Raw genomic sequence first — 24,367 nt, forward strand, 5'->3', positions numbered from 1 at the left:
CCAGGACGGGATGAAGGAAACCATGCATGGAGACGTTAGATGGTGAAGATAACGGGTAAAAAGCGCTGGGTCGCGGCACTCATGCTCGGATCGCTGATCGATGCCGCACACGCGGACGACAGCAACAGCGTCACGCTTTACGGGGTGATGGACGTTGCAGTGGGTGTGGTCGAACATAGCGCGAACGCGAGCGCGTCGTTTCCGACCACGGTCAATCCCGTCAGCAAGGTCAGTACACAGTTCCAGCATCCGGTTTACGGGCTTTTCAACGGCGGCATCTCCGACTCTCGATGGGGGATACGCGGCAATGAAAATCTCGGTGGTGGACTGAATGCGTTTTTCGACCTCGAATCGGGCTTCAATGAACAGTCAGGTCAGTTGAACAACGCGGCCGCTTCGATTGCGGGCTCCAGAAACACGGTGGGGGCCGCATCGGCGCTGGACGGGCAGTTGTTCAACCGCGCGGCTTACGTCGGACTGCGCGACGGCAAATTTGGTTCCGTCGAATTCGGCCGTTCGACGACATTCGGCTTCGACGTGATCACCGCGTACGACCCGCTGTTCCAGTCGCAGTTGTTCTCGCCGATCGGCTTCTCCGGATCGTATTCGTCAGGCGGAATTACGGAAGGATCCCGAACCGACAACAACATCAAGTACACGAACCACGTAGGCGATTTCAATTTCGGCCTTTCTTATAGCTTCGGCGGCGTCGCCGGCCGCTTCGGCGACGGCTCGACCTTCGGTGCCGTGGCCGGTTACCAGAACAACGCGTTCGGCATTCAGGCGACTTACTACGAGGCGCGCGATATCGTGCACTCGGGAGCACTCGTCGGCGCGAATGCGATCGATAGCCCGCTTGTCGGCACCAATGTCGGCGCGCTGTCGCTGAACGACGACTACGACTATATGATCGCGGCCCGGTACCTGATCGGTAAGGCGACGATCAAAGGCGGCTACGAGCGCTTCGTGATCAAGCCGCCGAGCGACCCCGTCACGCCCGGCACGACGGTCGACTATTTCGGCTTCACAGGCGCGCTCGGCAACACCACGACGACGACCACGACCAACGTCTACTTCTTCGGCGGCGACTATCAGTTCACGCCAAGCTTCGACGTCGCGGCCGGCATTTACGATACACAGACGGAGCAGTCGCAAGGGGTATTGGGCGGCAACCAGTGGCAGTACTCGCTGCTAGCCGACTATCACTTCACGCGACGCACGGACGTCTACGCCGGTTACATGTTCTCGAAGTTCAATGGCGCCGCCTTCGATGGCTTTCAATCGACGAACTATATTCTTGCGACCGGCATACGCACGTTATTCTGATCGACGCCCGTTATTCGTGTAGCCGCGGCATCTCTTCCGTATTCGCCGGATCGAGCACGCTCGAGAAATAGAACAGATGCCGGTCACCTTGCCGCAGCGCAATGTCGTGGTTATACGGCGGCGCGCGGAAACTCCCGTCGACGTCCCTGCCGAAAAAGGTCGGGACGACCGTATCGCTCTCGCGTGAATAGGTCAGCACGAGCGAGCGATCGAAGCTGCGCATCGGCTTGCCGCTCGACGGCCAGCAAAACGTTTGCGGCCAGTGAGAAAGCAGGCTCACGTATTCCTTGCCGTTCTTTTGCGCGGCATCGCGCAGGAACGGCGTCATGTCTTGCGCCACGCGATCCGCACGCTCTTTCATCGCATTGGCGTAGTAGTCGGTCACGCTCGGATTGTTTCCGGTGCCCGGTGGCAGTTCGGATGGTGCGGGATCACCATCGAAATTGCCGTGTGCATGCTCGAACTTCTCGACATCGGGCGTCAGCGCATTCTGGTAGAACGGCGCGAACCAGTTCACGATCGGCGTCGCGCTCAATGCCGCAAGCGCGTGCGATTGCCCCGTGGCATTCGCCTCCGTCTGCTGGCCCTTCTGCTCGAGATCGTTTTTCTGGTTCAGCAACCCGGCGGCACGCCCGATTTCCGCGAAGTCGGGCAGCACCAATGGCGCGAAGGCAATCGCAGGCGCAAGCGGCATCAATGCCATTGCCGCGCCGTCCGCGAACGTGTGAACGGCGCTGTTCGCAAGATACCATTTGGCCATTTCGGAATCCGGATGGTTGGCCAACCCGGTCGCGTTGAGGCCCAGGCCATACAGATCCATGCCGGCGTTAATCATTGCGCCAGCCCACATCGAGCCGCGATAAAGTCCGCTGAGCGTCTTGCTGCTGTTTCTGCCGATCAGAGCGAGGTATTCCGCCGCAGTCATCGTTGCACTGGTCGCGGCCCCGAGCGAGTTGAACGCGTTCGGATTGTCGACGGCCGCTTTCACCTGACCCGGCAACGAAATCGCGCCGACGCCTAGCCAATGGGCGTGGAAACCGCCAGTGGCACGGTGGCCGTTACCTGTTGAGCCGTGGTTCGGTGTATGCCGGCGAACCGTTTGATGGCTCGAACCGTGCGCATCGCTGCCCGCCCTGCTGCTTTGCCCCGATCCGGTATGAGCGCGACCGTCGTCATCCGGACTGCCGGGCGCCACGCCGTTATCGCGATTCGCCGAAACTCGCACGTGACCATCCTTTTTGAAGTTGAAGTGCCAAGCCGATGGTCTGATTCTATGGGTGCGATGCCCGCAGCGGTCTTATCTATTCATGATCGACCGCTGCGCCATACCGGGAAGTCAGTGAACCAAAAGAACGGGCCGACTCAGCGGCAGTTCAGTGGTGCGCGTATACAGTTTTGTTCAGATACGCGATTTGCCCGTCGCGCTGGGCCTGAACGAGTTCGGCATAGACCTGTGCGCGCGTCTTGCCCACGTATGCAGTGTCCGGTGCCACCCATTGCGGCGCCTGCGTGCCTGTGGGGTTCTGTCGTGCCTGTGTTTGTGTTTGTGTTTGCGCTTGCTGTGGTCGCTGCGGCGTTGGCGCGTCGATATAGGTCTGCGCGAAAACTGCCGTGCTCGAAGCGAATGTCACGATCGCAACCAATGTGCTGATACTTGCCTTCATGGGAAATTTCGTCCGTCAATTGAATAGCTGTCGTGCAGATAGCGACGCATGCGGCTGCATCGCGATCGGCTATTTCAATAACGTCCCGGGTTTCCCGGCTGTTCCATTCAACAAATCTCACCGAGTCGCACAGTAAACCGGTTACTTGCGGCGCGTGCGGCGTGCAACCGGCGCGGTCGAATCGCGGACCACGAGTTCGGGCAGCGGCACCTTATACGCGTCGCGTTTCGCCTTGCGACCCTCGATGCGGTCGATCGTCAATGCGACCGCAATCGATGCGATAGACGCGGTCGGAAAACGTACCGTCGTCAGCGCGGGCCGGAATTGATGGGCGAGATGAATATTGGTCAGGCCGATCACGGACAGATCGTGCGGCACCTGCCGGCCGCTGTCGGCTGCCGCCTGGATGGCGCCTATTGCCATCAGATCGTTCGTCGCGAATAGCGCAGTGAGTTGCGGATGCACGGCGAGCAACGCGCGCGCCGCTTCGTAGCCGCCTTCGATAGAATCGCGGCATGAAGCGGCATGCAAGGCGGTCGTGTCGACTCCGCGCGCGGCTAGCGTATCGACAAAACCTTTTAGTCGCAGCGATTGCGGGCCGCCCGATCCGTCGCCGAGCAGCGTGCCGATGCGGCGGTGCCCAAGGCCCGCGAGATGATCTGCGGCAAGCGCGCCCGCATATTCGTAGTCGACGGTGACGCATGGCAGCGCACGCGATGTCTTCGCGCCTTCCCACATGCATAGCGCGAGCGTGGATCCGCGCGCGGCGATGCCCGCGAGTTCGTCCGCGCTGACATCGGTGTTCATCACGATCACACCGGCGGCCAGCGTGCCGGCGATCTTGTCGAGGTACGCGCGTGCGATGGCAGGGCTATCGTCAGTATTGCAAACAAGCAGGAAGTAACCGTGGCGACGCGCCGCGGCCTCCGCTTCGAGCACGAACTCCGGGTAGAACGGGTTCGAAATATTCGACAGCATCAACGCGAGCGTCGAGGTGCGGCCTTCCGCGAGCGCGCGTGCAGTGAGGTTCGGCCGGTAGCCGAGTTCGCGCACCGCCGCCATGACGCGGTCGACTGTGGCGGGCCGCACCTTTTGCGGATTGCGCAGCGCGTTCGACACGGTGGCCGCCGTCACCTGCGCGTGCCGCGCGACTTCAGCGAGCGTCACCATCGGCGGCGCCCGTGCATGCGGGTAAACGCGCGATTGCCGCTCGCGCGTGGCGTTTCAGGTGCGTCGGGGTACGCATTTTTGCCCATATATTAAGACGCCAATCCAAAGGTTGCGCAGGCGGAACGGCTCGGCTACTTTTAGCGGAACGGAGGCAGACGCAGCACATGGTAAAGCAAATGAGCGTATTGCAAGCAAAAATTTAAGCGCTTAAATTCGCTACCCGCTCTGTACAAAGCCGTATGCAGGCGGTGCGGAGAAAGCAGTTGGCTCATCGCGTCGCCGCCGTCATAAAACGAGACATACAACTATCTGGATGGGACTGGAGACAACGATGAAATTCAAGGCAAGCCGCGTGCTGCTCGCGGGTATTGCATGCTTCGCACTCGGCGCGGGCGCGTACGTCGACGCCGCGACGCTGAAGGTCAACGTATCGGCGCGCGGCAATCAGCGCGCGGTCTGGCAAAGCGCTTTCGACCAGTTTCAGAAAGCAAACCCCGACGTCGATCTGAAGGTGACCTACGTCGGCGAAGAAGCGTACAAGGTGCAGATTTCCGGCTGGCTCGCGACCGATCCGCCCGACGTGTTGAGCTGGCACAACGGCGAACGGATGGCGTACTTCGCCAGGCGCGGCCTGCTCGACGACCTGAGCGCCGATTGGCAGAAGAACGGCTGGGACCAGACGTATGCGTCGGTCAAGCCGCCTTCAACCTACGCGGGCAAGCAGTATGCGGCGCCGCTCGGCTACGACTCTTATGGCTTCTTCTATCGCAAGGATCTGTTCCAGAAGGCCGGCATTGCATCGGAGCCCAAGACGTGGAATGAATTCCTCGAAGACTGCAAGAAGCTGAAAGCAGCCGGTATCGCACCGATCGCCGTGCCGGCGAAAGATTCGTGGACACTTGCCGCATGGTTCGACTATCTGGACCTGCGCATCAACGGCTACGCGTTCCACGAACAGTTGATGGCAGGCGACATCCCGTACACCGACCCGCGCGTCAAGAAGGTCTATACGACATGGAAGACCTTGATCGACGACAAGTATTTCGTCGACAACGCGCTGTCGTACGACGTCGATTCGGTAAGCCCGCTGCTCGTGAACGGCAAAGCCGCGATGATGCTGATGGGCACGTTCTTCTCGGCGGCCCTGCCCGATGCGACGCGCGAGCGGATGAGCTACTTCCGCTTCCCGGTGATCGACGCGGCTGTGCCGATGGCCGAAGACGGGCCGGTAAACATCCTGATGATTCCGGCGAAGGCGGCAAACAAGAAGGACGCGCACCGGCTGCTCGCTTTCATGTCCACGCCTGAAATCAACGGCGAGCTCGCGAAGGGCTGGGGACAGCTGCCGTCGAACAACAAGGCGCCGGAGCCGCAGGACGCGATCTCGAAGATCGGCTTCCAGATCCTGTCGAACACGCCAGGTGGCGTTGCGCAGTTCTACGATCGCGACATGACGAAGGAGATGGCCGACGAGGGTATGAAGGGTATGCAGCAATTTTTCAACGACCCGAGCCAGATCGACGCGATCCTCGCCCGCCTGGAACAGACCCGCAAGCGCATCTACCATAAGTAACGCAAACAGGGGCTCGCGGCGAGTCCGATGCGGGCCGGGCTGCCCTTCCCGGCCATTCATGTCCCTGACTCTTTCAGAGCCGGGCGGATGCTGTCGCCGCAGCCGACGCCGGTTCAACGGGCCCGCAGCGCAGCCCACGCCGTAGCCCCGCGCGAGGAAACGTATGTCCACTACCTTGTCCGATCACGCCGCAAGCGCAAGCCGCGTTCGCCGCAAAAGCCAGTCGCCGCTGAACAAAAGACGCAACCGCGCGGCGCTGATGTTTCTGCTGCCTGGCGCGTTGATCTTTGCGATCTATGTTGTCTACCCGGTGCTGAACAGCATCATGCTCAGCTTCTACAACTGGGACGGTATGACGCCGCGCACGTTCATCGGCTTCGCGAACTACGCGGAGCTGATCCAGACCGACACGTTTTACGTCGCGCTGAAAAACAACGTGCTGTGGCTCGTGCTGTTTCTGCTCGCACCGCCGATCGGTCTTGCGTTCGCTCTCTATCTGAACCAGAACGTGCGCGGCATAAGGCTCGTGAAGTCGCTGTTTTTCGCGCCGTTCGTGCTGCCGGGTGTGGTGGTCGGCCTCGTGTTCAGCTGGTTTTACGACCCCACGTTCGGCCTGCTGAAGCTGATTATCGGCCACGGCATACCGGTGCTCGGCGATCCGCGCTATGTGACGTACGGCATTATTTTCGCTGCACTGTGGCCGCAAATTCCGTTCTGCATGATTCTCTATCTGACGGGCCTGACCGGCATCAATAGCGAAATCATCGAGGCCGCGCGCATGGAAGGTGCGCAAGGCATCAAGCTGCTGTGGCACATCATCCTGCCGCAATTGCGCCCCGCCACGTTCATGGCGTTCGTGCTGACCGTGATCGGCGCGCTGCGCAGCTTCGATCTGATTTCGGTGATGAGCGGCGGCGGTCCATTCGACAGCTCGACCGTGCTCGCCTATTACATGTACGACCAGGCGATCAAGTACTACCGCGACGGCTATTCCGCCGCGATCGCCGTCGTGCTGTTCCTGATCATGCTTGCCTTTATTGTCTGGCAGCTGCGCCGTCTCGTGCGCAGCGAATCGTGAGGACCCGCCATGTATCCGATGCCCGTTTCGCGCTGGCGCCCCGCCAACCGTCTGCTGTACAAGGTGTCGCTGCCGTTCGCGCTGCTCCTGTGGCTGCTGCCGCTGATCGCGGTGCTGACCACATCGATCCGCTCGAGCGACGAGCTTTCAGCCGGCAACTATTGGGGCTGGCCGCAGCATTTCGCGCTCGTCGAGAACTACAAAATAGCGCTCACGCAGACGCCGATGCTGCATTACTTCCTCAATAGCGTGCTGATCACGCTGCCGGCGGTGGCAGTGTCGATTTTTCTCGCGTCGATGGCCGGCCACGCGCTCGCCAACTATCGTTTCCGCGGCAACATGCTGCTGCTTGCGATTTTCGTCGCAGGCAACTTCGTGCCGATCCAGATCCTCATGATTCCGGTGCGGCAACTCACGCTCGACCTCGGGCTCTACAACACCGTCTGGGGGCTGATGCTGTTTCATATCGCATTCCAGACCGGCTTTTGCACGCTGTTTCTGCGCAACTTCATTCGCGAACTGCCGTATGAACTGATCGAAGCGGCGCGCGTCGAAGGCGCGAGCGAATGGGCCATCTATGCGCGCATCGTGCTGCCGCTCGTGCGTCCGGCGCTTGCCGCACTCGGCATTCTCGTCTTCACGTTCATCTGGAACGACTACTTCTGGGCGTTGTGCCTCACGCAAGGCGACGATGCCGCGCCGATCACCGTAGGCGTTGCGGCCTTGCGCGGCCAGTGGACCACCGCGTGGAATCTCGTTTCCGCCGGCTCGATACTCGCCGCGCTGCCGTCGGTCCTGATGTTCTTCGCCATGCAGAAACACTTCGTCGCGGGCCTCACGTTCGGCGCGACGAAAGGTTAGGCCAACCGGAAAAATTCCCGCCGGCGCGCCGATGCGTACCGCTTCGCACGCTTACGCGCGTGCGCGGTTCAGCGCGGGCGTGCCTCTCGACATCAACGCTTCATCGATACGAAAGCGAGACACTCATGCGTTTAGGAGTCTGCTACTACCCCGAGCAATGGCCGCGCGAGAAATGGCACAGCGACGCGCGCCGCATGGCCGAACTCGGCATTCGCCGCGTGCGCATCGCAGAATTCGCGTGGAGCCGGATGGAGCCGGAACCGGGCCGTTACGAATGGGAATGGCTCGACACGGTGATCGACGTGCTCGCGCAGCACGGTCTCGAAATCGTGCTCGGCACACCGACCGCCGCGCCACCGATGTGGCTCGTTCATCGGCATCCGGAGATCCTGCCCGTCGCGCAGAACGGCATGACGTACAACTTCGGTTCCCGCCGTCACTACGACATTTCGAGCGGCGTGTATCGCGCACATTGCGCGCGCATCGTCGAGCAGATGGTGCGGCGTTACGGCAAGCATCGCGCCGTCGTCGCATGGCAAACGGATAACGAACTCGGCTGCCACGACACGGTGCCGACCTATACCGAGGCCGCGCGCGTGCGCTTCACGCAATGGCTCGCGCACCGCTATGGCGAGATCCGTGCGTTGAACGATGCGTGGGGCAACGTATTCTGGAGCATGGAGTACCGCGACTTCGCCGAAATCGGCCTGCCGAACCGCACGCCGACCGACGCGAACCCGAGCCACTGGCTCGACTTCCGGCGCTTCATGTCCGCCGAAACCGCGAGCTTTCACGCGCTGCAAGGCAGCCTGATCCGCGAACATGCGCCCGGGCGCGACCTGCTGCATAACTTCATGGGTTTTTTTACCGCCTTCGATCACTTCGAATTCGCGAAGAGCGGTCTCGACGTGGCAGCGTGGGACAGCTATCCGATTCCGCGCACCGAAGTGCTGTGGTTCGACGACGACGTCAAGCATCGCTGGGCGAGAAGCGGCCATCCGGACATTCCGTCGTTCAATCACGATCTGTATCGCGGCGTCGGCAAAGGTCGCATGTGGGTAATGGAACAGCAGGTCGGGCCGGTCAACTGGGCGCCTTATAACCCGATCCCGGAAGCCGGAATGACGCGACTCTGGACATGGGAAGCATTCGCGCACGGCGCCGAGCTCGTATCGTATTTCCGCTGGCGTCAGGCACCGTTCGCGCAGGAGCAGATGCATTCGGGCATCAATGCGCCCGACGACACGCTGACTGCCGGCGGTCATGAAATTGCGCGTGTCGCGCGCGAGGTCGCGGCATTCGATTCCGAATTCGTTGCGAATGCAAGCAACGCGCGACAGCAACGCGCGCCGGTCGCGCTGCTGTTCGATTACGAAGCCGACTGGATCGTGCAGATCCAGCGGCACGGCGCCGATTTCGACTATCAGCGCAGCGTGTTCGAATGGTACAGCGCCTTTCGCTCGATGGGCATCGACGTCGATATCCTCTCGCCACACGCCGATGTATCGGGCTACGCGCTCGTCGTGACGCCGTCGTTGCCGATCGTGCCGGACAGCCTCCTCGCGCAGATCGAACGCGGCCATGCGCAATGGCTATTCGGCCCGCGCACCGGTTCGAGAACGCGCGACTTCACGATTCCCGCGACGCTGCCTCCGGGCCCGTTGCAGGCCGCGTTGAACGTACGCGTGCTGCAGAGCGAATCGATGCGGCCGACGCTGCGCCCGGCGGTAACGATCGACGGCGTCGCAGGGCATGCGTTGCGCTGGCGCGATCACGTCGAACCCGGCGACGGCACAACGGTCACCGCGGTATTCGACGATGGTTTGCCCGCGGTCGTGCAGGCCGGGCGCACGCGCATGGCCACCGCCTGTTTCGACGACGCGTCGCTGCGCGCGCTGCTCGCGCTCTGTGCACGCGACGCTGGAATCGGCGTAACGACGCTGCCGGAAGGCGTACGTTTGCAGCGATTGGGCCGCCTGCAGTTCGTTTTCAACTACGGCGAGGTTGCATGGCGAGCAAACGCGCCGGACAATGCGCGTTTCGTGCTGGGCAATCGCGAGGTCGGACCGGCGGATGTCGCTGCGTGGGTCGTGTGAATCGGAACTGTGCCGATTCGACGGCGGCGCTGCGAGCGGATCGGCGCGCGATGCAGCGTGCATGAGGGTTTGGTGCGACGCGGTCTTGCGCGCCGCCTTGCCCGCTCGCATGATGCGCCGCCCGCAGCGCACCGGCCCCCTCATGTCGACCCGCGTTGGCGCTTTGGCGCCTACTCGGGTCCCATGCAGTAACTGCGGTATCAATGAACGCCCGACTCGTCGAACTCGCCCGCATTGCGCATTTCCTGCCTCTCGCTGCCGCGACGCTGATGCTCGGCGTCGCGATGTCGTTCACCGCACCGTATCTGTCGCTGTTCGGCGTCGAGCAGGCGCAGATGACGCCGCTCATGCTCGGCGTCTTCATGACGCTGATCGCCGCCAGCGGCGTCGCAATCAGCGCATGGGCCGGCAAGTGGTCGGACCGCCATGGGCACCATCGTCCGCTGCTGCTCGCGGCGCTGCTGCTCTCGGCGCTCGGCTATCTGCTGATCTGTTTCGTACGCAACTATCATGCGCTGCTCGGCATCGGCATCGTGTTTCTCGGTGCCGGCGGCTCGGCGCTTTCCCTGGTGTTTTCGTTCGGGCGCGCCGCACTGCCGGTGCGCGACGAGGCCGAGCGCGCGTTTGCCACCGCGACGCTGCGCACGCTGCTGTCGGTCGCATGGGTATTCGGGCCGTCGCTCGGCGCGCTCGTGCTGGCGGCAGCAAACTTTCACGGGCTCTTTCTGTTCGCGGCCGCAAGCTTTGCGGGATGCGCCGCGATTATCTGGCGCATGCACGAGGTACCGGGCGGCGAGCCGCATAGCGCGCCCGAACATGTTCCCGGCGACCCGGCGTCGTCGCTCGAAATCACGACGCCTGAACCGGAAGAGCCTGTCCAGCCCGATTACACGCATCCGGGTGCGTCCACGCGCCAGATCTGGCGTTCGGTTATCGCACTGACGCTGATCGGACTCGCCGCCAACGCCACGATGATCGTGCTGCCGCTTTACATCGTGCACGGGATGCACGGCGCGCGCATCGACGTGTCGATCATGCTCGGACTCGGTGCGTTCCTCGAGATTCCGATGATGCTCGCGCTCGGCGCACGCGGCGCGACGCTGAACAAGATGCGCTGGCTCGCCGCCTGCTGCATCGTGCATGTGATCTATTTCATCGCGATGGCCGCAGCCGGCTCGATCGACGTGCTCATTCCGATGCAGGGACTCAATGCGTTTGTCGTCGCGGTCACCTCATGCCTCGGCATGACGTATATCCAGGACCTGATGCCTGACAAGCCCGGTGCGGCCACCGCGCTTTTCTTCAACGCCTCGCGCGTCGGCTCGATTCTTTCAGGCGTGTTGTCCGGCCTGCTCGTCGCAGGCATCGGTTATCGCGGCACCTTCCTGGCATGTGGGTGTCTCGCGGCCGGCGCTTTCGTGCTGTTCGCCGATCCGCCCTGGGCGCGCGCCGTGCGCTATGTGCGCGATCTGTGGCGCACGCGCCGCAGTTAGGATGTGAAAATTTCCTATATCGCGTGATCCGCCATCCGCTACCACTGCGTATCGAACAAACGCTGTGCGAATTGGCAAGACGCACGCGATCCGAATGCCAACAATGAGTCTTTTTCCCGGCAACGGCATGCGGCGCCTTGCGCACACGATTGCGCGGGCCGCACGCCGAGGCTCGATGTCCCGAGGCAAAATTGGCATTCAGTACCGTTACCCATCAGATCGGCGACGTATCGATTACCCGCGTCACTGAAACCACGTTTGCGCTTCCGCTGTCATTCCTCTATCCGAACTGGCGCACGATCTGCTGCGCCGAACTGGGGCGGCTACTGTCGCCGGCCACGCTCGACGTGCGGCAAGAGGAAGTGATATTGAACGTGCATACGTGGGTGGTCCGCACAGGCGGACACACGCTGCTGATCGACACCGGCATCGGCAACGGCAAGTACCGTCCGTTCAATGCTCGCTTCGACCAGTTGCAGACCTCGTTTATCGAGCGCCTCGCGCATGCGGGCGTGCAACCCGACGATGTCGACTACGTGCTGCTCACGCATCTGCACGCGGACCATGTCGGCTGGAACACGCATCTCGTCGACGGCCGCTGGATGCCGACGTTCGGCCGCGCAAAGTACGTGTTTCCGCAAGCGGAAAAGGATTTCTTTGCGACGCGCGCAGGCGCGAGCCGCAGGATGGTGTTCGAAGACAGCGTATTGCCCGTGATCGAGGCGAATCAGGCGGTCATGATTCCCGAGACCGGCGGCGAGTTTCTCGACGGCGTCGTGTTTCACCCGACGCCTGGGCACAGCATCGCGCATATGGCCATCTCGATTCGCTCGAACGGCTATGAAGCGCTTTTTTGCGGCGATGTCATGCACAATCCGTTGCAGGTGTATCGACCCGAATGGTGCTCGACGTTTGCGCTCGACGAAGCACGCGCACGCACTTCGCGGCGGTGGCTGCTCGACTACGCGGTCAAACGCGATGCACTGCTGTTTACCGCGCATTTTCCGGAGTCGTCGATGGGGCGCGTGATGCGCAAAGGCGACGGGTACGCTTGGCGATATAGCGCGTGATGCGGTGCCCGCGCTCATAACCGATACCGTTACTTATGCCGGCGCGGACGTCTCCGCGCTATCCGTTCCGCCCGCACCAGGCGCCTCTTCGAAAAATGCCGTAAAAGCGCGTGCTTTTGCGCTCGCCATACGCCGCGTCGGGAACACGGCCCATAAATCGACTGCCGGCAGCGCCTGTTCGGTCAACACCGCCCGTACCTCGCCGCTCGCCAGTTCCGGCCCGAACATCCATTCCGAGGCCACCGCGACTCCCATATCGGCAAGCACTGCGGCGCGCACGCCTTCCGCGGCGGTGACGCCCTGTTCCAGCAGATCGATGTGGCGGTCGTCGAGCACGACGTCGACATCCAGTTCCGGATGCCGCGCGAGAAATGTCTTCATCTTCGGCACGATACGAAGCCATGCGAACGTGACCGCCGCGCACATGGCGCGCACGGGCATTTCATTCAGTGTCCGTAATAACAGCCGAACCACGGCCGATCTGACAGTACGGTCTGACGTCCGTGCCTGGAGCGTTGGACGACGCCGCCTGCAACGCGCGACTTTGTCGATCTCCTCCTCTGATGTCTTTCCAACGGCACGCGCACCATCGTAAGCGGTACCGCATCGTTCAGCGTGCGATCAGGTCCGCTCCGATTCCGCCTGTTTTCGCGGCGCTTTCGTCGGATTGCGCATTCCTGCTGTAATGCGTTCGGCAATGCAGCGCAGCATGACAAGCATATGAAGCGCTGCTATTCCGTATTGGAAACACACGGACTACTTCGCGACCGCGCTGCGATATTCCCTTACGGATACGTCGCGTGCGCGGGTTGCGAAGCACCTTTCCACGTGAGTCGACGTTCACGACGGCAGCGCGCCAATCGCCAGGAATAATCGCCCGTCCCAGTTGTTTTAGCTGAGCAGCGTGCATGTTGACGTAGAGCAGGATCGGAGCGTCGCGGGTGGTACGGCCCGGTTGCGTGCCGGCAAAGCTGCAAGGCGCAAGGGGCGCCACCTCGTGTTTACATCCAGCAGCAAAGGAGTTGAAGCAATGATGAATCAGTCGGTGTTCGAAAAGGCCGTGCGGCCGTTGAAGAAGCTTCCCACGCGTTTGCATCACCATGCCTTCACGACGGACAACCATCAGCAAACGCGCCACTTCTACGAAACGATTCTGGGCCTGCCGCTGGTCGCCTATGAGGTCGAATCCGAGCGGATCGGCAAAACATGCGTCGACCTCGGTTACGCGTTTTACGAACTCGGCGACGGCAGCACGCTCGCGTTCTTCACGTTCGACGATCCCGAAAAACAGGCGGCGTGGAAGGAAAAGGAGCAGTCGCTCTTCGTGCATATCTCGCTGCTCGTCGCGGCGTCCACACAGGACGAAATCGAGCGGCGTCTGACAAAAGCCGGATATGAGCCGCTGATGCTCCAGCATGGCTTTTGCACGTCGCTATACATCAAGGATCCGAATGGCCTGATGCTCGAGTTCAGCGTCGATCATGAAGACACGTTGGGAGTCGTCGAGGAAATGACGGCTTCCGTACGCGAATGGATGCAAGGCGGTCGTGGATCAGGCAGAAGCCCGCAGTTCAGTATCGTCGCGGGCAATGTCGCGTGATGAACTGATACAAGCGGCCCCGACCGATATAAGCGGTCTTGCCGCACAAACGCCAAGCGGGAAACTCTGTATGCGCTGCCTCGTGACCTGGACCCGCCACCGGCCGCGTGTGGCGCGCTCTTCATCTCGCACGAAATCCTCTGCGAAAATAGAGAATATGCGCGTACGCTAATCCGTTAGACTTTGTAGAGCAGGCTACAGGGCACCTTCGCAAAGCCGATGTAACTGTCAGGCACGTTATCGGCTGTCGTAATGTGAACGCGCGGCCACCCAGCGCAACACCCCACCGGGTCACGCCATTCATTCTTGGGCGCGACATGGTCGCAGCGCATGCGGCATGGCGCGTAGTATCAGGTCATGCTGGCAAACAGCGAATCAAACGATGCCTTACCGAATAGCTGGCTGTTGTGACTCTCGGCCAGCATCTTGCCGAGGTCGGGCAACGCAATGCCATCGCTTTTACCGATCAGTGCGTAGCCGAGCTGGCCACGCCTCCATGTCACCACGCTCATATCGTCGATCCTCTGCTCGGCGATCGGGTGATCGGGCTTCGCCTCTTTCGTCACGCACAGTGCAACCGGCGAGCCGGATGCCGGCAGATACACGATCTGCACGAGCGGTCTGCCGTGAAAGCGCAGGCGCTGCACACGCTTGAACGTGAGACCCGATGCGCTCAGATCCGGCACATGCACGTCGAGGCCATCTTCCTGGCGGATCTCGTCGACGATGCGTGCGGACTGCACCATGTCTGGTTGCACTTCCGCAAGCGTTTCGTGCGCATAGAGTTGCTGGTAGCCCGCAGCCGCCACGACCCACGGCGATGCGGCGCTGCCCGTCAACGAGGCGAGCGGCGTGCCATCGAACATGCCCGCCCCCGCGCGCGAATCCGCTGCGAGCCTGAACACCGCACCCCAGCAAAATGCGCCCGCAACGAACGCGACCGCAAGCCAGGCAGGCGCGACGCGAAACGGTGCGCGGCGCGACAATTGCCACGCGGGCGGTACGTCAGCTGGAGGCGAGCCAGCGGGATTCGCGTGCACGCGTATTTCATCAGCTTTCGCGGTAGACGCGTCGATCTGGTCATCGTATTGCGCATGGACATCGCCGCGCGAGATGCGACTCACCAGCTCTATCAGACGCTCGGGCACCTCAGGCAAGTTCTGGTGCGCGAATGCGTGCTGATAAGGTAGCCGAGACGCGCGTAGCAATGCCACACGTTCCGCGAGTTCAGCCGACGACCCGATCCCCTCTTCAACCTGTTGCTTCTGATCGGCCGGCAGCACGCCGTCGACGTACGACAACAACAGGATGTCGTCAATCTTCATTCCCCGTCTCCTTACCCTTTGATGCTGTCTTTCACTTTTTGGTCTTGTCGCGTGCCGAACTGACTCCCAACGGCCTGCCGCGCGCGCGACAGACGGCTCATGATGGTGCCTACCGGTACTCCGAGTACCTGGGCCGCCTCCTGATAACTAAGCCCTTCGACAACTACCAACAGCATAACGGTGCGTTGCGCATCCGGCAATCGCTCGACCGCGCGGACGATCTGCCGGTTAAGCGCGTCGGCTTCAGGATCCGGCGCGGAAGGATCGGCGACAGTCTCCAGGTAGCTGTCGTCCCATTCCGCACTTGTACGACTGCGCACGCTGCGCGCGCGCAATTCGTTGATCCACGTCGTGTGCACGATGGAATACATCCAGCTCAACGGAGAAGTATCCGGCTTTAGTTGATGTGCCCGCTCGAGTGCGCGAAGGCATGCACGTTGCACCAGATCTTCCGCATCGTGCTGATCTCGAGAGATGCGTAGCGCGAACGCCCACAACCTCGGCAGCAATTCTGGAAGGATGCTGGGAAAATCTGCGACGCTCATCGGCGTAATTCCTCGCGTGACGTTTCTGTTCTGCCGACTCCGCGTTAATTCGCGGAGATCGGCGGCAGACGAAGTTTAGCGTCGATCGCAAACGTTTGCTGGCGCATCCTTTCTCAACCCGGCTAACGCAATTAGAAAAAGAAACGAAGGTAGTCATTGTTGATCACCAATCGAATTGCAAGCCAATTTCCGGGTAGTCAAGTCCAAAACCAATGCCTTTCTTTTAGACGCAAGTAGCGTAAGCCGCTTGCGCGAGAGCACCGTCCCGAAATGACGGCAGACCATCGCGAGCGCCACCTTTGCGGTGTCGTGCGATAAACGCGGTTTGCCTAATGTCATTCGTTTTTGCACCATCAGGATCCTGGTTTAGTGTGCTCGCACGGACGACATTTCGATACCCTTGCGATACATTTTTTGCCTGCTACGTAATGCCGCCCCGCCCCCTCGCCCGGCTACCGCTCTGCTTCGACGCACCCGAGGGGAAAGGCAACGATAACAACGCATTCTTTGTCAAACATGACCTTAACCAAAGTGCATCGTTACGGCAACCGAACAGCATTCGTTTAAGAAGAACCGGCCTTGCTCCCCGACGAACCGCTTTGCAGTGCAATTATGCAAGGCACGACATATGTCAGGTTTTCGCAAAAAACTCCGGAAAAACGCTTCCGGAAACTTCAGTCTTTTCTGAACCAATAATATGTTGGTTCGTTCAAGGTGACTAAAAATCCCTAACGGACGCTCCTCGATTTTCAGGTGCGACACGAAAAGAAAATATTCAGCAAATCTGCCACGCACGAATTCGTGCGCCGCAATCATACGTAATTAAACCGTCTATATCGAGAGCACATAGCCTGCGCCGCGCACGGTCTTGAGAAGCGATTCTTTACCAGGCATGTCAATCTTCTTGCGCAGCTTGCTCATGTGAACTTCTATGAGGTTCGTCCCCGGGTCGAAGTGATAGCTCCACACGGCCTCGAACAGCATCATGCGGGTCACGGTCTGGCCTACGCGCCGCATCATGAATTCGAGCACGCGACATTCGGTCGGCAGTAACGCAATCTCGACGCCGTCGCGCGTCACTCTGCGCGCGGCAAGATCGAGTGCGAGCGGGCCCGTGCGCAGCACCGTCTCCGCAGCACGTGCGGCAACGCCGACGCCGGGCTCCTGGCTACGGCGAATCAAGCCTTCGAGACGCGCCATCAATTCGCCCGAGTCGTATGGGCGCGTCAGATAGTCATCGCCGCGCGCACGCAGACTGCGTATCCTTTCGTCGACATCGTCGGGAACGTTCAACATAAGCACCGGTGTTTGCACGCCGACGGTGCGCATAGCGGCAAGAATGCTCATGCCGTCGATACCCGGCAGCATGCGCTCCAGCGTGATCGCGTCATAACCACCGCCGATCGCGCGTGCGAGCGCTTCGCGCCCGTCGCCGACCCAGTCCACGGAAAATCCATAGTTTTTCAGTTCCGCGACGATTTCCACGCCCGTCTTCGGGTCGTCGTCGATCGTCAGCACTCGAGATCTCGTCATCGTTTTACCATCCCGAATCTGCTGCTTATCCGTTGGGCCGATCATCCGTCACCTTCGCTGGCCGCGTCGCCGCCACCCATATTGCCGTTTCGTTCCATGCCTAGTTTTTCGACTGGTCGACGAGCTTGTTCTTCGCGATCCACGGCATCATCGCGCGCAGCTTCGCACCGACCTGCTCGATCTGGTGCTCGGCCGTCAGACGGCGGCGCGATTGCAGCGTCGGCGCGCCAGCGCGGTTTTCGATGATGAAGCTCTTCGCGTATTCGCCCGTCTGGATGTCTTTCAGCACGTCCTTCATCACCTTCTTCGTTTCGTCGGTGATGATGCGCGGGCCCGTCACGTACTCGCCGTACTCGGCGTTGTTCGAGATCGAGTAGTTCATGTTCGCGATGCCGCCTTCGTAGATCAGGTCGACGATCAGCTTCAGTTCGTGCAGACACTCGAAGTACGCCATTTCCGGCGCGTAGCCTGCCTCGACCAGCGTTTCGAAGCCGGCCTTGATCAGATCGACCGTGCCGCCGCACAGCACGGCCTGCTCGCCGAACAGGTCGGTTTCGGTTTCTTCGCGGAAGTTCGTTTCGATGACGCCGGCGCGGCCGCCGCCGATGGCTGCCGCGTATGAGAGCGCGACTTCGCGCGCCGCGCCCGACTTGTCCTGCGCAACCGCGACCAGCATCGGCACGCCGCCGCCTTGCGTGTACGTGCTGCGCACCGTGTGACCCGGCGCCTTCGGCGCGATCATGATCACGTCGAGGTCCGCACGCGGAATCACCTGGCCGTAGTGCACGTTGAAGCCGTGTGCGAACGCGAGCGCCGCGCCCTGCTTCGCATTGGCGTGCACTTCGCTCCTGTACACCTCGGCGATCTGCTCGTCGGGCAGCAGCATCATGACGACGTCGGCGCCCTTCACCGCCTCGGCCACTTCCTTCACGGTCAGGCCCGCGTTCTCAGCCTTGCTCCACGAAGCGCCGCCCTTGCGAAGACCGACGGTCACCTTCACGCCGCTGTCCTTCAGGTTCAGCGCGTGCGCATGGCCTTGCGAGCCGTAACCGATGATCGTGACCTGCTTGCCTTTGATAAGGGAGAGGTCGGCGTCTTTGTCGTAGAAAACTTTCATTTGTCTTCCTATTGGATATCGCAGGCGTGGCGAGTTCTCCAGCGGTTGCCGCATCACCAGGCGCACGCTTTACAAATACCTTAAACCGCCGCCGTTTCACGCTGAAACAGCCCAGTGCGCGCCGGACATGCGACGGCTGGCGGCAACTTGCAACCGTCATAACACCCGAACGCGCGGCGTTATTCCATTGTCAGAATGGGGCGTGACTGCCGCACGGCGTGCGCAGCGGGCACAGGCGGTCGGGCCTGGTGGAAACCCCTGCGCCGGCGGACCGCGCGAAGCACCCGCACCGCCGAACCGCTCAGTTACAAGGCTCAGTTACAAGGAATTGTCACGACGAGGCGGCCATTGCAGCGCGCCATCAGATCGTCGTGCGCGAGGCCCCGGTTCCACCATCGGGCAAAACCGCTGCGCGGGCGATGCCCGACGACCAGAATGTCAGAGTTCAGCAACCCGGCGTGCGTCGAAATGCTGTCGACAATGTCGCCGCAGGCCATATGGCCACGCACGGGTACGCCGCTGCCCTCCATATGGTCGAGCGCCTCGCGCAAGGTGATCATCGCCGCGTCCTGGACGCACGCGCAGGCGAGGTCCGACAGGTACCAGCCGGTCGCCGCGATCGCCGACGTCGTATCGACGACTGCGAGCACGTCGGTGTGCGCCTCGAGCGCAAGCGCAAGCTCGGCTGCGTGATGCAGCGCGGTTTTCGCTTCGCGGGTGCCGTCGTAGTAAAGCAGGATCCTTGAAGGTTTGGACATGGAAAACTCGCTGCAAAGGTTAGAGAGCCGGTAGGGCTTCGCACGCTGTCTGACCTTTCGTCCCTTGGTCACCTCGCAAAACACCTGGCCGGGCAGGCGTATTCCACGGGGACGCGCCGCGCCGGCGCATCGGCTGTGCGCGCTCACGGCAAGCGCGCGTGGATGAACGTCGCGCCGCGGCTACACGCCATCCGCGGGTCACCCGCACGTCATCCGCAGGTCATCCGCAGGTCATCCTGCAGGTCATCATTAGGGCTGCAGTTCAAATGCCTGTCGCGTGCTTTCACTTTCATGCTGGCTTACCGACGCCTTTAAGGGCTTTGAGCATTCGAATATTCGCAACGCCGTTGGCAATGCACGAGGTCCTGTCTGGTCTCCTGCAGGCGAATGCGTTTCGGCCTGGCGGCCGCCGTTTCCGCTGCCTTCGGGAAGGCGCACAAAAAAACACAGCGCCAAACAAGGCGCTGTGCGATATCAATGGAATGTATGAACGAGGGCGGACCGACTCAGATCTGCCTGCGCATCTCCGCAGGCGGCACTTTCATCAGCCGCCGATACTTCGCGACGGTGCGCCGCGCGACGAGCACGCCCTGATCCGCGAGCATCTTCGCCAGCGTGACGTCCGACAAAGGATCGCGCACGTTCTCAGCGGCGATCATTTCCTTGAGCAACGCACGCACGGCCGCCGCGGAGCAGGTTCCGCCGCTTTCGGTGCCGAGTTCGCGTGGGAAGAAGTGTTTGAATTCGAAAATGCCGCGCGGCGTAGCCATGTACTTGTTGCCTGTCGCACGCGAGATCGTCGATTCGTGCAGACCCAGCTCGTCGGCAACATCGCGCAGCACGAGCGGCTTCAGCGCGATCTCGCCATACTGGAAGAACGCCTTCTGATGCGCGACGATGCATTCGGCCACGCGCTGGATCGTGTCGAAGCGCTGCTGCGCGTTGCGGATCAGCCAGCGCGCTTCCTGCAATTGCTGCGCAAGCGGCGAGCGGCTTGCGCCTGCCGACTGCGCAAACAGTTCGGCGTACATCCGATGAATGCGCGCCCGCGGCAAGACGGCCGGATTGATCGTCACGACCCACTTGTTGCGCACCTGGCGCACGAGCACGTCCGGCACGACATAGTTCTCGTCGCTGCGGCCATACGAATTACCGGGTTTCGGATCGAGCTTGCGTACCAGCGCACAGGCAACGCGTAGCGCCTCTGCGTCGCAGCCGAGCTGCTTCTGGAGCTCCGCATGCTCGCGGCGCGCGAGCCGGTCGAGATGCTGCTCGACGATCTTGCGCGCAATGACGCGCCCCGGCGTATCGGCCGGCAAGGCATCGATCTGCAGCGCGAGACATTCGGATAACGAACGAGCGGCGAGACCCGGACGGTCAAGTGTCTGCACGAGACGCAGCGCCACGGTGAGTTCGTCTTCGGTGAGCGGCGGATCGAACTCGACGACGTCGGTCAGCTCGGAGAGCGCCTGGCGCAGATAACCGTCGTCGTCGAGCGCCTCGATCACGACCCGTGCTGCCTCGCGGTCACGTTCATCGAGTCGGTAGAGGCGCAGCGCATCATGCAACTGTTCGTGGAGGGTCGGCTGCACACGCGCCCATTCCGCCGGATCGCTGCCTTCGCCGTCGCCGTTGTAGCGCGACGAACCGCGGCCATACGAATCGCCGGAATAGTCGCCGCCGACGTCATCGCCCAGCGAGCTTTCGCTGCGCGTATCGGTCGTCGAGCCGTCGAGCGCCGCGTCGCGCTCCGCTGCCGGCAACGTCTCGGCCGCCACTTGACCGTCGGCCGCGGCTGCGCCAGTCAGTCCACCCTCTTCGGGAGCGGACGGGTCGTACTCGAGGAAAGGATTTGTATCGAGCGCGGTGCGCAGTTCCTGCTGGAATTCGAGCGACGACAGCTGCAATAGCCGCACGGACTGTTGCAGGCGCGGAGTAAGCGCGAACGACTGCCTTGCTCGTAGTTCAATTGAAGGCGGCATTGTAGACATGGTCCTGTTGATCAATGAAAAGCGGTTCTGCCCGATAACAGCAACTGTCGTACCAGCTTCGCCAATCGCCTGTTTTTTCTCGGGTTTGCGTTTTTGCACGGCGCTTGCTGAGGGTTCTCGCTGCGTGCTTTTTACAAGCGTCCGGCAAAGGCCGGCATGCCTCGCGCGGCACGGGCGCCAACGTTGCCGGCGCGCGCCGGCATGCCCGCGCGAGCGGCCGGAGTACCCGTGCCTGCGCGGCTCGCGCGGGGGCACACCGGTCATCGCGCACGTCGGGCGCCTATGTCAGGCACGTGGCTTGCAGAAGGAACGAGGCGGATATCTGCGCCATGCGCGGGACTACCGCGTTCCGATGATTCAAGCGAAATTCAAGCAAAAGGAGAACCCATGAAAACGATCCAGCTCCTCAAGACCGCAGGCAGCATCGCATGCGTCGCGTTCGCCCTGAACGCAACCGCGCAGACCGGTGCATCGGCACCGCCGGCGTCGTCCGAGACCCTGGGCCAACATTTCGACGACGGCACGGTCACGACGAAAGTCAAGGCCGAACTGCTCAGTGCGAAGAACGTGAAGTCGACGCACATCCACGTGAAGACCCGCAAGGGCATCGTCTGGCTGACGGGTTCCGTGCCCTCGGCAGATGACAAGTCAGCGGCGCAAGACGTCGCGCAGAACGTCGACGGCGTGAAGGGCGTGAAGAACCACCTGAAGATCGCGTCTGAATAACGAGGAAGCACACCATTAGCTTCGTCGTGTTTCGCGATTGGAAGTGACCTGGGGGTCGGCTGACGTAGCGGCTCGCAATTGAAGAAGGAAGAGCGCCGGTGCTGTAATAGCGCCGGCGCTCTTTTTTATCGACCAGATGCGGTAAGACACCGTAGCACTGACTCGTCCTGACCGCGCGAATCAGCGTTTTGTCGCTGCATGCTGATCGCGCAAGTCGCGAATGCGGTCATGATTCTGCAACACGCCCTGGTATTGACGTTCGACCACGGCCCTCACGTCGGCAGGCAGGTCCTTTTCGAGCGCTTCCTGATAGCGCTTCTTCGCAACGTCCTCGCCTTTCTCGCAGTCGGCCAGGATCGCGTGATCGCTGCGGCTGCCGACCGCAGACTTCAGATCGACCCAACCACGGTGCAAGGCGCCCGACATCGAGCCGCCACTTTCGGGTTTACCTCCCAGTTGCATTACGACGTCCTGCAGTTCGCGAGCGGCGCGCGTACAGGTATCGGCGCGCGAACGCAGCAACGCCTTCAGTTCCGTATCGTGTGCATCTTCGGCTGCCTTCAGAAAACCTTGCTCGCCATCCTTCGAAGTTTCAATCAACTCGTTGATCACCGAGATCACATTGGTAGCCATGCTTTACCTCCTCGTTTCGGGTTTAGGCGCGTGCAAATGCGCGCCGCGCATTTTTCACGGGCTGCGACGCGCCGGTGCGTGCTTTGAGAACCTCGCAGTCGGCGTGCCCGGCATCGATAGGCACGTCGTTTGCTGACACTTCGCGGCAAACCATAAAAGTCGGCAGCAACGACAAGGAGAAGCGATGTCGAAGGTCGGATACCTACAGTGGCTCGTACTAGCGGCAATCGTTGCATCGGCGGCTGCCGTGCAGGTGCGCGAACGGCTTGCCGAGCCGCTGGTTAAACAGCATGTAGAGCATGTGGAACTTGATCAGCGATCGGCGGGCTGCGGCGCCGCGCGCGCCGGCGTGATCCGGGCGGGATGCGGCGCCGAACAGGACATGCACGGCGAAGCGGGCCACGTCGCACCGGAGCACGCCGACCCGCGTGCGATGTCCCGCCGTTTCACTCACCGCTACGCACCGCCTCAGAACCTTTGGGTGTAAGAGAAACTTTCGGGTTGGGCCAGTCTCTGGTTTAAGCGCGCGGCGGCCGCTTGTAACGGGCCGCCGTCTTTTTGCCTCGCTTTTTCGAAACCTTCGAGTCCCGATCCGTTACTCATCTTCCATGCGAAACACACCGCTATGCAGCTCGACGCTTGCGCCGTCGTTGCGCTCGAGCGCCTGCGCGCACACCGAGCGGATTCGCGCTCGGCCACGTTCGAAGGCGCGCAACAACTCGTCCTCCTGCGCTGAGTTCGCGCCGAAATGGTCTTCGAGCGCCTCGGCCGTAATCGCGCATGCAACGGCTTCGCCGTCGACATATGCGACAAACGCGAGCTTCAGGTTCGAGCCGTCGAAATCCGGCGCGTCCTCGGAAAATGTGATCTTCATGAACGAGCCGCGCTCACGCCGCCGCGCGCGATAGTTGTGCAATCAACGTTTTGTTGAATGCCGGTATGTCGTCGGGCTTGCGGCTCGTGATGAAGTTGCCGTCTTCGACGACTTCCTTGTCGACCCATGTGCCGCCCGCGTTGCGAATATCATCCTGCAGGCTTGGCCAGCTCGTCACCGTCCGACCTTCGATGATGCCCGCGGATACCGGTAGCCACGTGCCGTGGCAGATCACGGCAATCGGCTTGCGCGCGTGGTCGACGGCTTTCACAAACGCCTGCGCCGCCGGCAGCACGCGAATCGCATCGCCGTTGACAACGCCGCCCGGCAGCACGACCGCATCGTAATCGTCGGGCATCGCCTTCTCGAACGTCAGATCGACATCGACGGCATCGCCCTTGTCGACGTGCTTGAATCCCTGAATCTTTCCGGGTTTGGCAGAAATTACGTGAACCGTTGCACCGGCTTCGGCGAGCGCGCGGCGCGGCTCGAGCAGTTCTGCCTGCTCGAATCCGTCGACGGCAAGCATCGCAACCTTGCAACCCTTGAGCGAATTGGGTGTATTGGCCATACATTTCTCTCCTTGAAACGGTCACTCTTCATACGCGGCCATGACGAGCCACAAATCGCGCCCGCCGTCGCGTATCTCCGCTGCGATCGCGTACGGATCGCGTGGCTGGCAGGTCTGCGCGAGTACATGATGCGCGACCTCGCCGTTGTCGAATACGCGACCTTCGAGAGGCCGCACTTCGCGCTTTCCTTCAAACATGAACTGATTGCGCCGATATACGAGCGTTTGCGTCTTCCACGTCTCGAAACACTGCTGGACGTGCTGGAAATCGCCGCCGCAAATATTGGCCTGGTAATGCGTTTTCGACTGCATGATCCTCTCCACAATGCTTGAGCGTGCCGCTTGCCCCTGCCGCCTCGCATG

At 61.5% G+C, this 24,367-nt stretch carries 23 protein-coding genes and 1 pseudogene; 9 read left to right on the forward strand and 15 right to left on the reverse strand.

Annotated features, from left to right (window positions below; translation table 11 throughout):
• The first annotated feature begins 39 nt into the window (after window positions 1–39).
• Window positions 40–1,326, forward strand: a complete 1,287-nt coding sequence (locus QYH69_RS03210; protein WP_308830473.1) for a porin — start codon at window positions 40–42, stop codon at window positions 1,324–1,326.
• Window positions 1,327–1,336: 10 nt separating this feature from the next.
• Here the strand turns inward: QYH69_RS03210 and QYH69_RS03215 are convergent, their stop codons facing one another.
• The 3 genes from QYH69_RS03215 to QYH69_RS03225 form a co-directional block, all read right to left on the reverse strand.
• Window positions 1,337–2,551 carry a hypothetical protein gene (locus QYH69_RS03215; RefSeq protein WP_308830474.1) on the reverse strand — a complete coding sequence of 405 codons (1,215 nt, stop codon included), beginning with the start codon at window positions 2,549–2,551 and terminating at the stop codon, window positions 1,337–1,339.
• A 148-nt stretch (window positions 2,552–2,699) separates the two neighbouring features.
• Entirely contained in the window at window positions 2,700–2,990 is a 291-nt protein-coding gene (locus tag QYH69_RS03220; protein WP_308830475.1) for a DUF4148 domain-containing protein, read from the reverse strand.
• A gap of 141 nt (window positions 2,991–3,131) precedes the next feature.
• Window positions 3,132–4,160: a LacI family DNA-binding transcriptional regulator gene (locus tag QYH69_RS03225; protein WP_308830476.1), complete on the reverse strand. Its 1,029-nt coding sequence runs from the start codon at window positions 4,158–4,160 to the stop codon at window positions 3,132–3,134.
• Between the two features lie 331 nt (window positions 4,161–4,491).
• On the opposite strand from QYH69_RS03225, the gene QYH69_RS03230 reads away from it, so the two are divergent.
• The 6 genes from QYH69_RS03230 to QYH69_RS03255 all read left to right on the forward strand — a co-directional run bounded on the left by QYH69_RS03230 (window position 4,492) and on the right by QYH69_RS03255 (window position 12,331).
• Entirely contained in the window at window positions 4,492–5,733 is a 1,242-nt protein-coding gene (locus QYH69_RS03230) for an extracellular solute-binding protein (protein WP_308830477.1), read from the forward strand.
• Between the two features lie 163 nt (window positions 5,734–5,896).
• A complete protein-coding gene (locus QYH69_RS03235) occupies window positions 5,897–6,811 on the forward strand; it encodes a sugar ABC transporter permease (protein ID WP_308830478.1) in 915 nt (304 codons plus the stop codon).
• 9 nt (window positions 6,812–6,820) lie between these two features.
• Window positions 6,821–7,672: a carbohydrate ABC transporter permease gene (locus QYH69_RS03240; RefSeq protein WP_308830479.1), complete on the forward strand. Its 852-nt coding sequence runs from the start codon at window positions 6,821–6,823 to the stop codon at window positions 7,670–7,672.
• Window positions 7,673–7,797: 125 nt separating this feature from the next.
• The gene (locus tag QYH69_RS03245) at window positions 7,798–9,768 is read left to right on the forward strand and encodes a beta-galactosidase (RefSeq protein ID WP_308830480.1); all 1,971 of its coding nucleotides are present in this window, start codon (window positions 7,798–7,800) and stop codon (window positions 9,766–9,768) included.
• A 203-nt stretch (window positions 9,769–9,971) separates the two neighbouring features.
• Window positions 9,972–11,261, forward strand: coding sequence for a sugar efflux transporter (locus tag QYH69_RS03250; RefSeq protein ID WP_308830481.1), 1,290 nt, complete (start codon window positions 9,972–9,974; stop codon window positions 11,259–11,261).
• A 191-nt stretch (window positions 11,262–11,452) separates the two neighbouring features.
• The gene (locus QYH69_RS03255) at window positions 11,453–12,331 is read left to right on the forward strand and encodes an MBL fold metallo-hydrolase (RefSeq protein WP_308830482.1); all 879 of its coding nucleotides are present in this window, start codon (window positions 11,453–11,455) and stop codon (window positions 12,329–12,331) included.
• 33 nt (window positions 12,332–12,364) lie between these two features.
• Here QYH69_RS03255 and QYH69_RS03260 read toward each other — a convergent pair.
• Window positions 12,365–12,751 (reverse strand): annotated as a pseudogene (locus QYH69_RS03260) (LysR substrate-binding domain-containing protein); the annotation flags it as partial.
• Between the two features lie 610 nt (window positions 12,752–13,361).
• On the opposite strand from QYH69_RS03260, the gene QYH69_RS03265 reads away from it, so the two are divergent.
• Entirely contained in the window at window positions 13,362–13,931 is a 570-nt protein-coding gene (locus tag QYH69_RS03265) for a VOC family protein (RefSeq protein ID WP_308830483.1), read from the forward strand.
• Window positions 13,932–14,281: 350 nt separating this feature from the next.
• On the opposite strand, the gene QYH69_RS03270 is transcribed toward QYH69_RS03265, so the two are convergent.
• The 6 genes from QYH69_RS03270 to QYH69_RS03295 form a co-directional block, all read right to left on the reverse strand.
• Window positions 14,282–15,256, reverse strand: coding sequence for an anti-sigma factor (locus QYH69_RS03270; RefSeq protein ID WP_308830484.1), 975 nt, complete (start codon window positions 15,254–15,256; stop codon window positions 14,282–14,284).
• An 11-nt stretch (window positions 15,257–15,267) separates the two neighbouring features.
• Entirely contained in the window at window positions 15,268–15,801 is a 534-nt protein-coding gene (locus tag QYH69_RS03275; RefSeq protein WP_075160886.1) for an RNA polymerase sigma factor, read from the reverse strand.
• 831 nt (window positions 15,802–16,632) lie between these two features.
• Complete coding sequence (locus QYH69_RS03280) at window positions 16,633–17,334, reverse strand: response regulator transcription factor (RefSeq protein WP_308830485.1); 702 nt, start codon at window positions 17,332–17,334, stop codon at window positions 16,633–16,635.
• Window positions 17,335–17,434: 100 nt separating this feature from the next.
• Entirely contained in the window at window positions 17,435–18,451 is a 1,017-nt protein-coding gene (gene ilvC, locus QYH69_RS03285; RefSeq protein WP_308830486.1) for a ketol-acid reductoisomerase, read from the reverse strand.
• 314 nt (window positions 18,452–18,765) lie between these two features.
• Window positions 18,766–19,209: a universal stress protein gene (locus QYH69_RS03290; protein WP_308830487.1), complete on the reverse strand. Its 444-nt coding sequence runs from the start codon at window positions 19,207–19,209 to the stop codon at window positions 18,766–18,768.
• Window positions 19,210–19,715: 506 nt separating this feature from the next.
• Window positions 19,716–21,191 carry an RNA polymerase factor sigma-54 gene (locus QYH69_RS03295; protein WP_308830488.1) on the reverse strand — a complete coding sequence of 492 codons (1,476 nt, stop codon included), beginning with the start codon at window positions 21,189–21,191 and terminating at the stop codon, window positions 19,716–19,718.
• Window positions 21,192–21,587: 396 nt separating this feature from the next.
• Between QYH69_RS03295 and QYH69_RS03300 the strand changes: the two genes are divergently transcribed.
• Window positions 21,588–21,926: a BON domain-containing protein gene (locus QYH69_RS03300; RefSeq protein ID WP_075160892.1), complete on the forward strand. Its 339-nt coding sequence runs from the start codon at window positions 21,588–21,590 to the stop codon at window positions 21,924–21,926.
• Between the two features lie 180 nt (window positions 21,927–22,106).
• Here QYH69_RS03300 and QYH69_RS03305 read toward each other — a convergent pair whose 3' ends face one another.
• From QYH69_RS03305 to QYH69_RS03325, 5 genes are all read right to left on the reverse strand, one after another.
• Window positions 22,107–22,559, reverse strand: coding sequence for a PA2169 family four-helix-bundle protein (locus QYH69_RS03305; RefSeq protein ID WP_308830489.1), 453 nt, complete (start codon window positions 22,557–22,559; stop codon window positions 22,107–22,109).
• A 217-nt stretch (window positions 22,560–22,776) separates the two neighbouring features.
• Window positions 22,777–23,013 carry a hypothetical protein gene (locus tag QYH69_RS03310; protein WP_308830490.1) on the reverse strand — a complete coding sequence of 79 codons (237 nt, stop codon included), beginning with the start codon at window positions 23,011–23,013 and terminating at the stop codon, window positions 22,777–22,779.
• Between the two features lie 141 nt (window positions 23,014–23,154).
• On the reverse strand, window positions 23,155–23,433 hold the full coding sequence (locus QYH69_RS03315; protein WP_308830491.1) for a DUF1488 domain-containing protein: 279 nt from the start codon (window positions 23,431–23,433) through the stop codon (window positions 23,155–23,157).
• Window positions 23,434–23,446: 13 nt separating this feature from the next.
• Window positions 23,447–24,004: a type 1 glutamine amidotransferase domain-containing protein gene (locus QYH69_RS03320; RefSeq protein WP_308830492.1), complete on the reverse strand. Its 558-nt coding sequence runs from the start codon at window positions 24,002–24,004 to the stop codon at window positions 23,447–23,449.
• 21 nt (window positions 24,005–24,025) lie between these two features.
• Window positions 24,026–24,316, reverse strand: a complete 291-nt coding sequence (locus QYH69_RS03325; protein WP_308830493.1) for a hypothetical protein — start codon at window positions 24,314–24,316, stop codon at window positions 24,026–24,028.
• Between the last annotated feature and the right edge of the window lie 51 nt (window positions 24,317–24,367).

The sequence above is a fragment of the Paraburkholderia sp. SARCC-3016 genome, assembly GCF_031119615.1.
GTDB lineage: Bacteria > Pseudomonadota > Gammaproteobacteria > Burkholderiales > Burkholderiaceae > Paraburkholderia.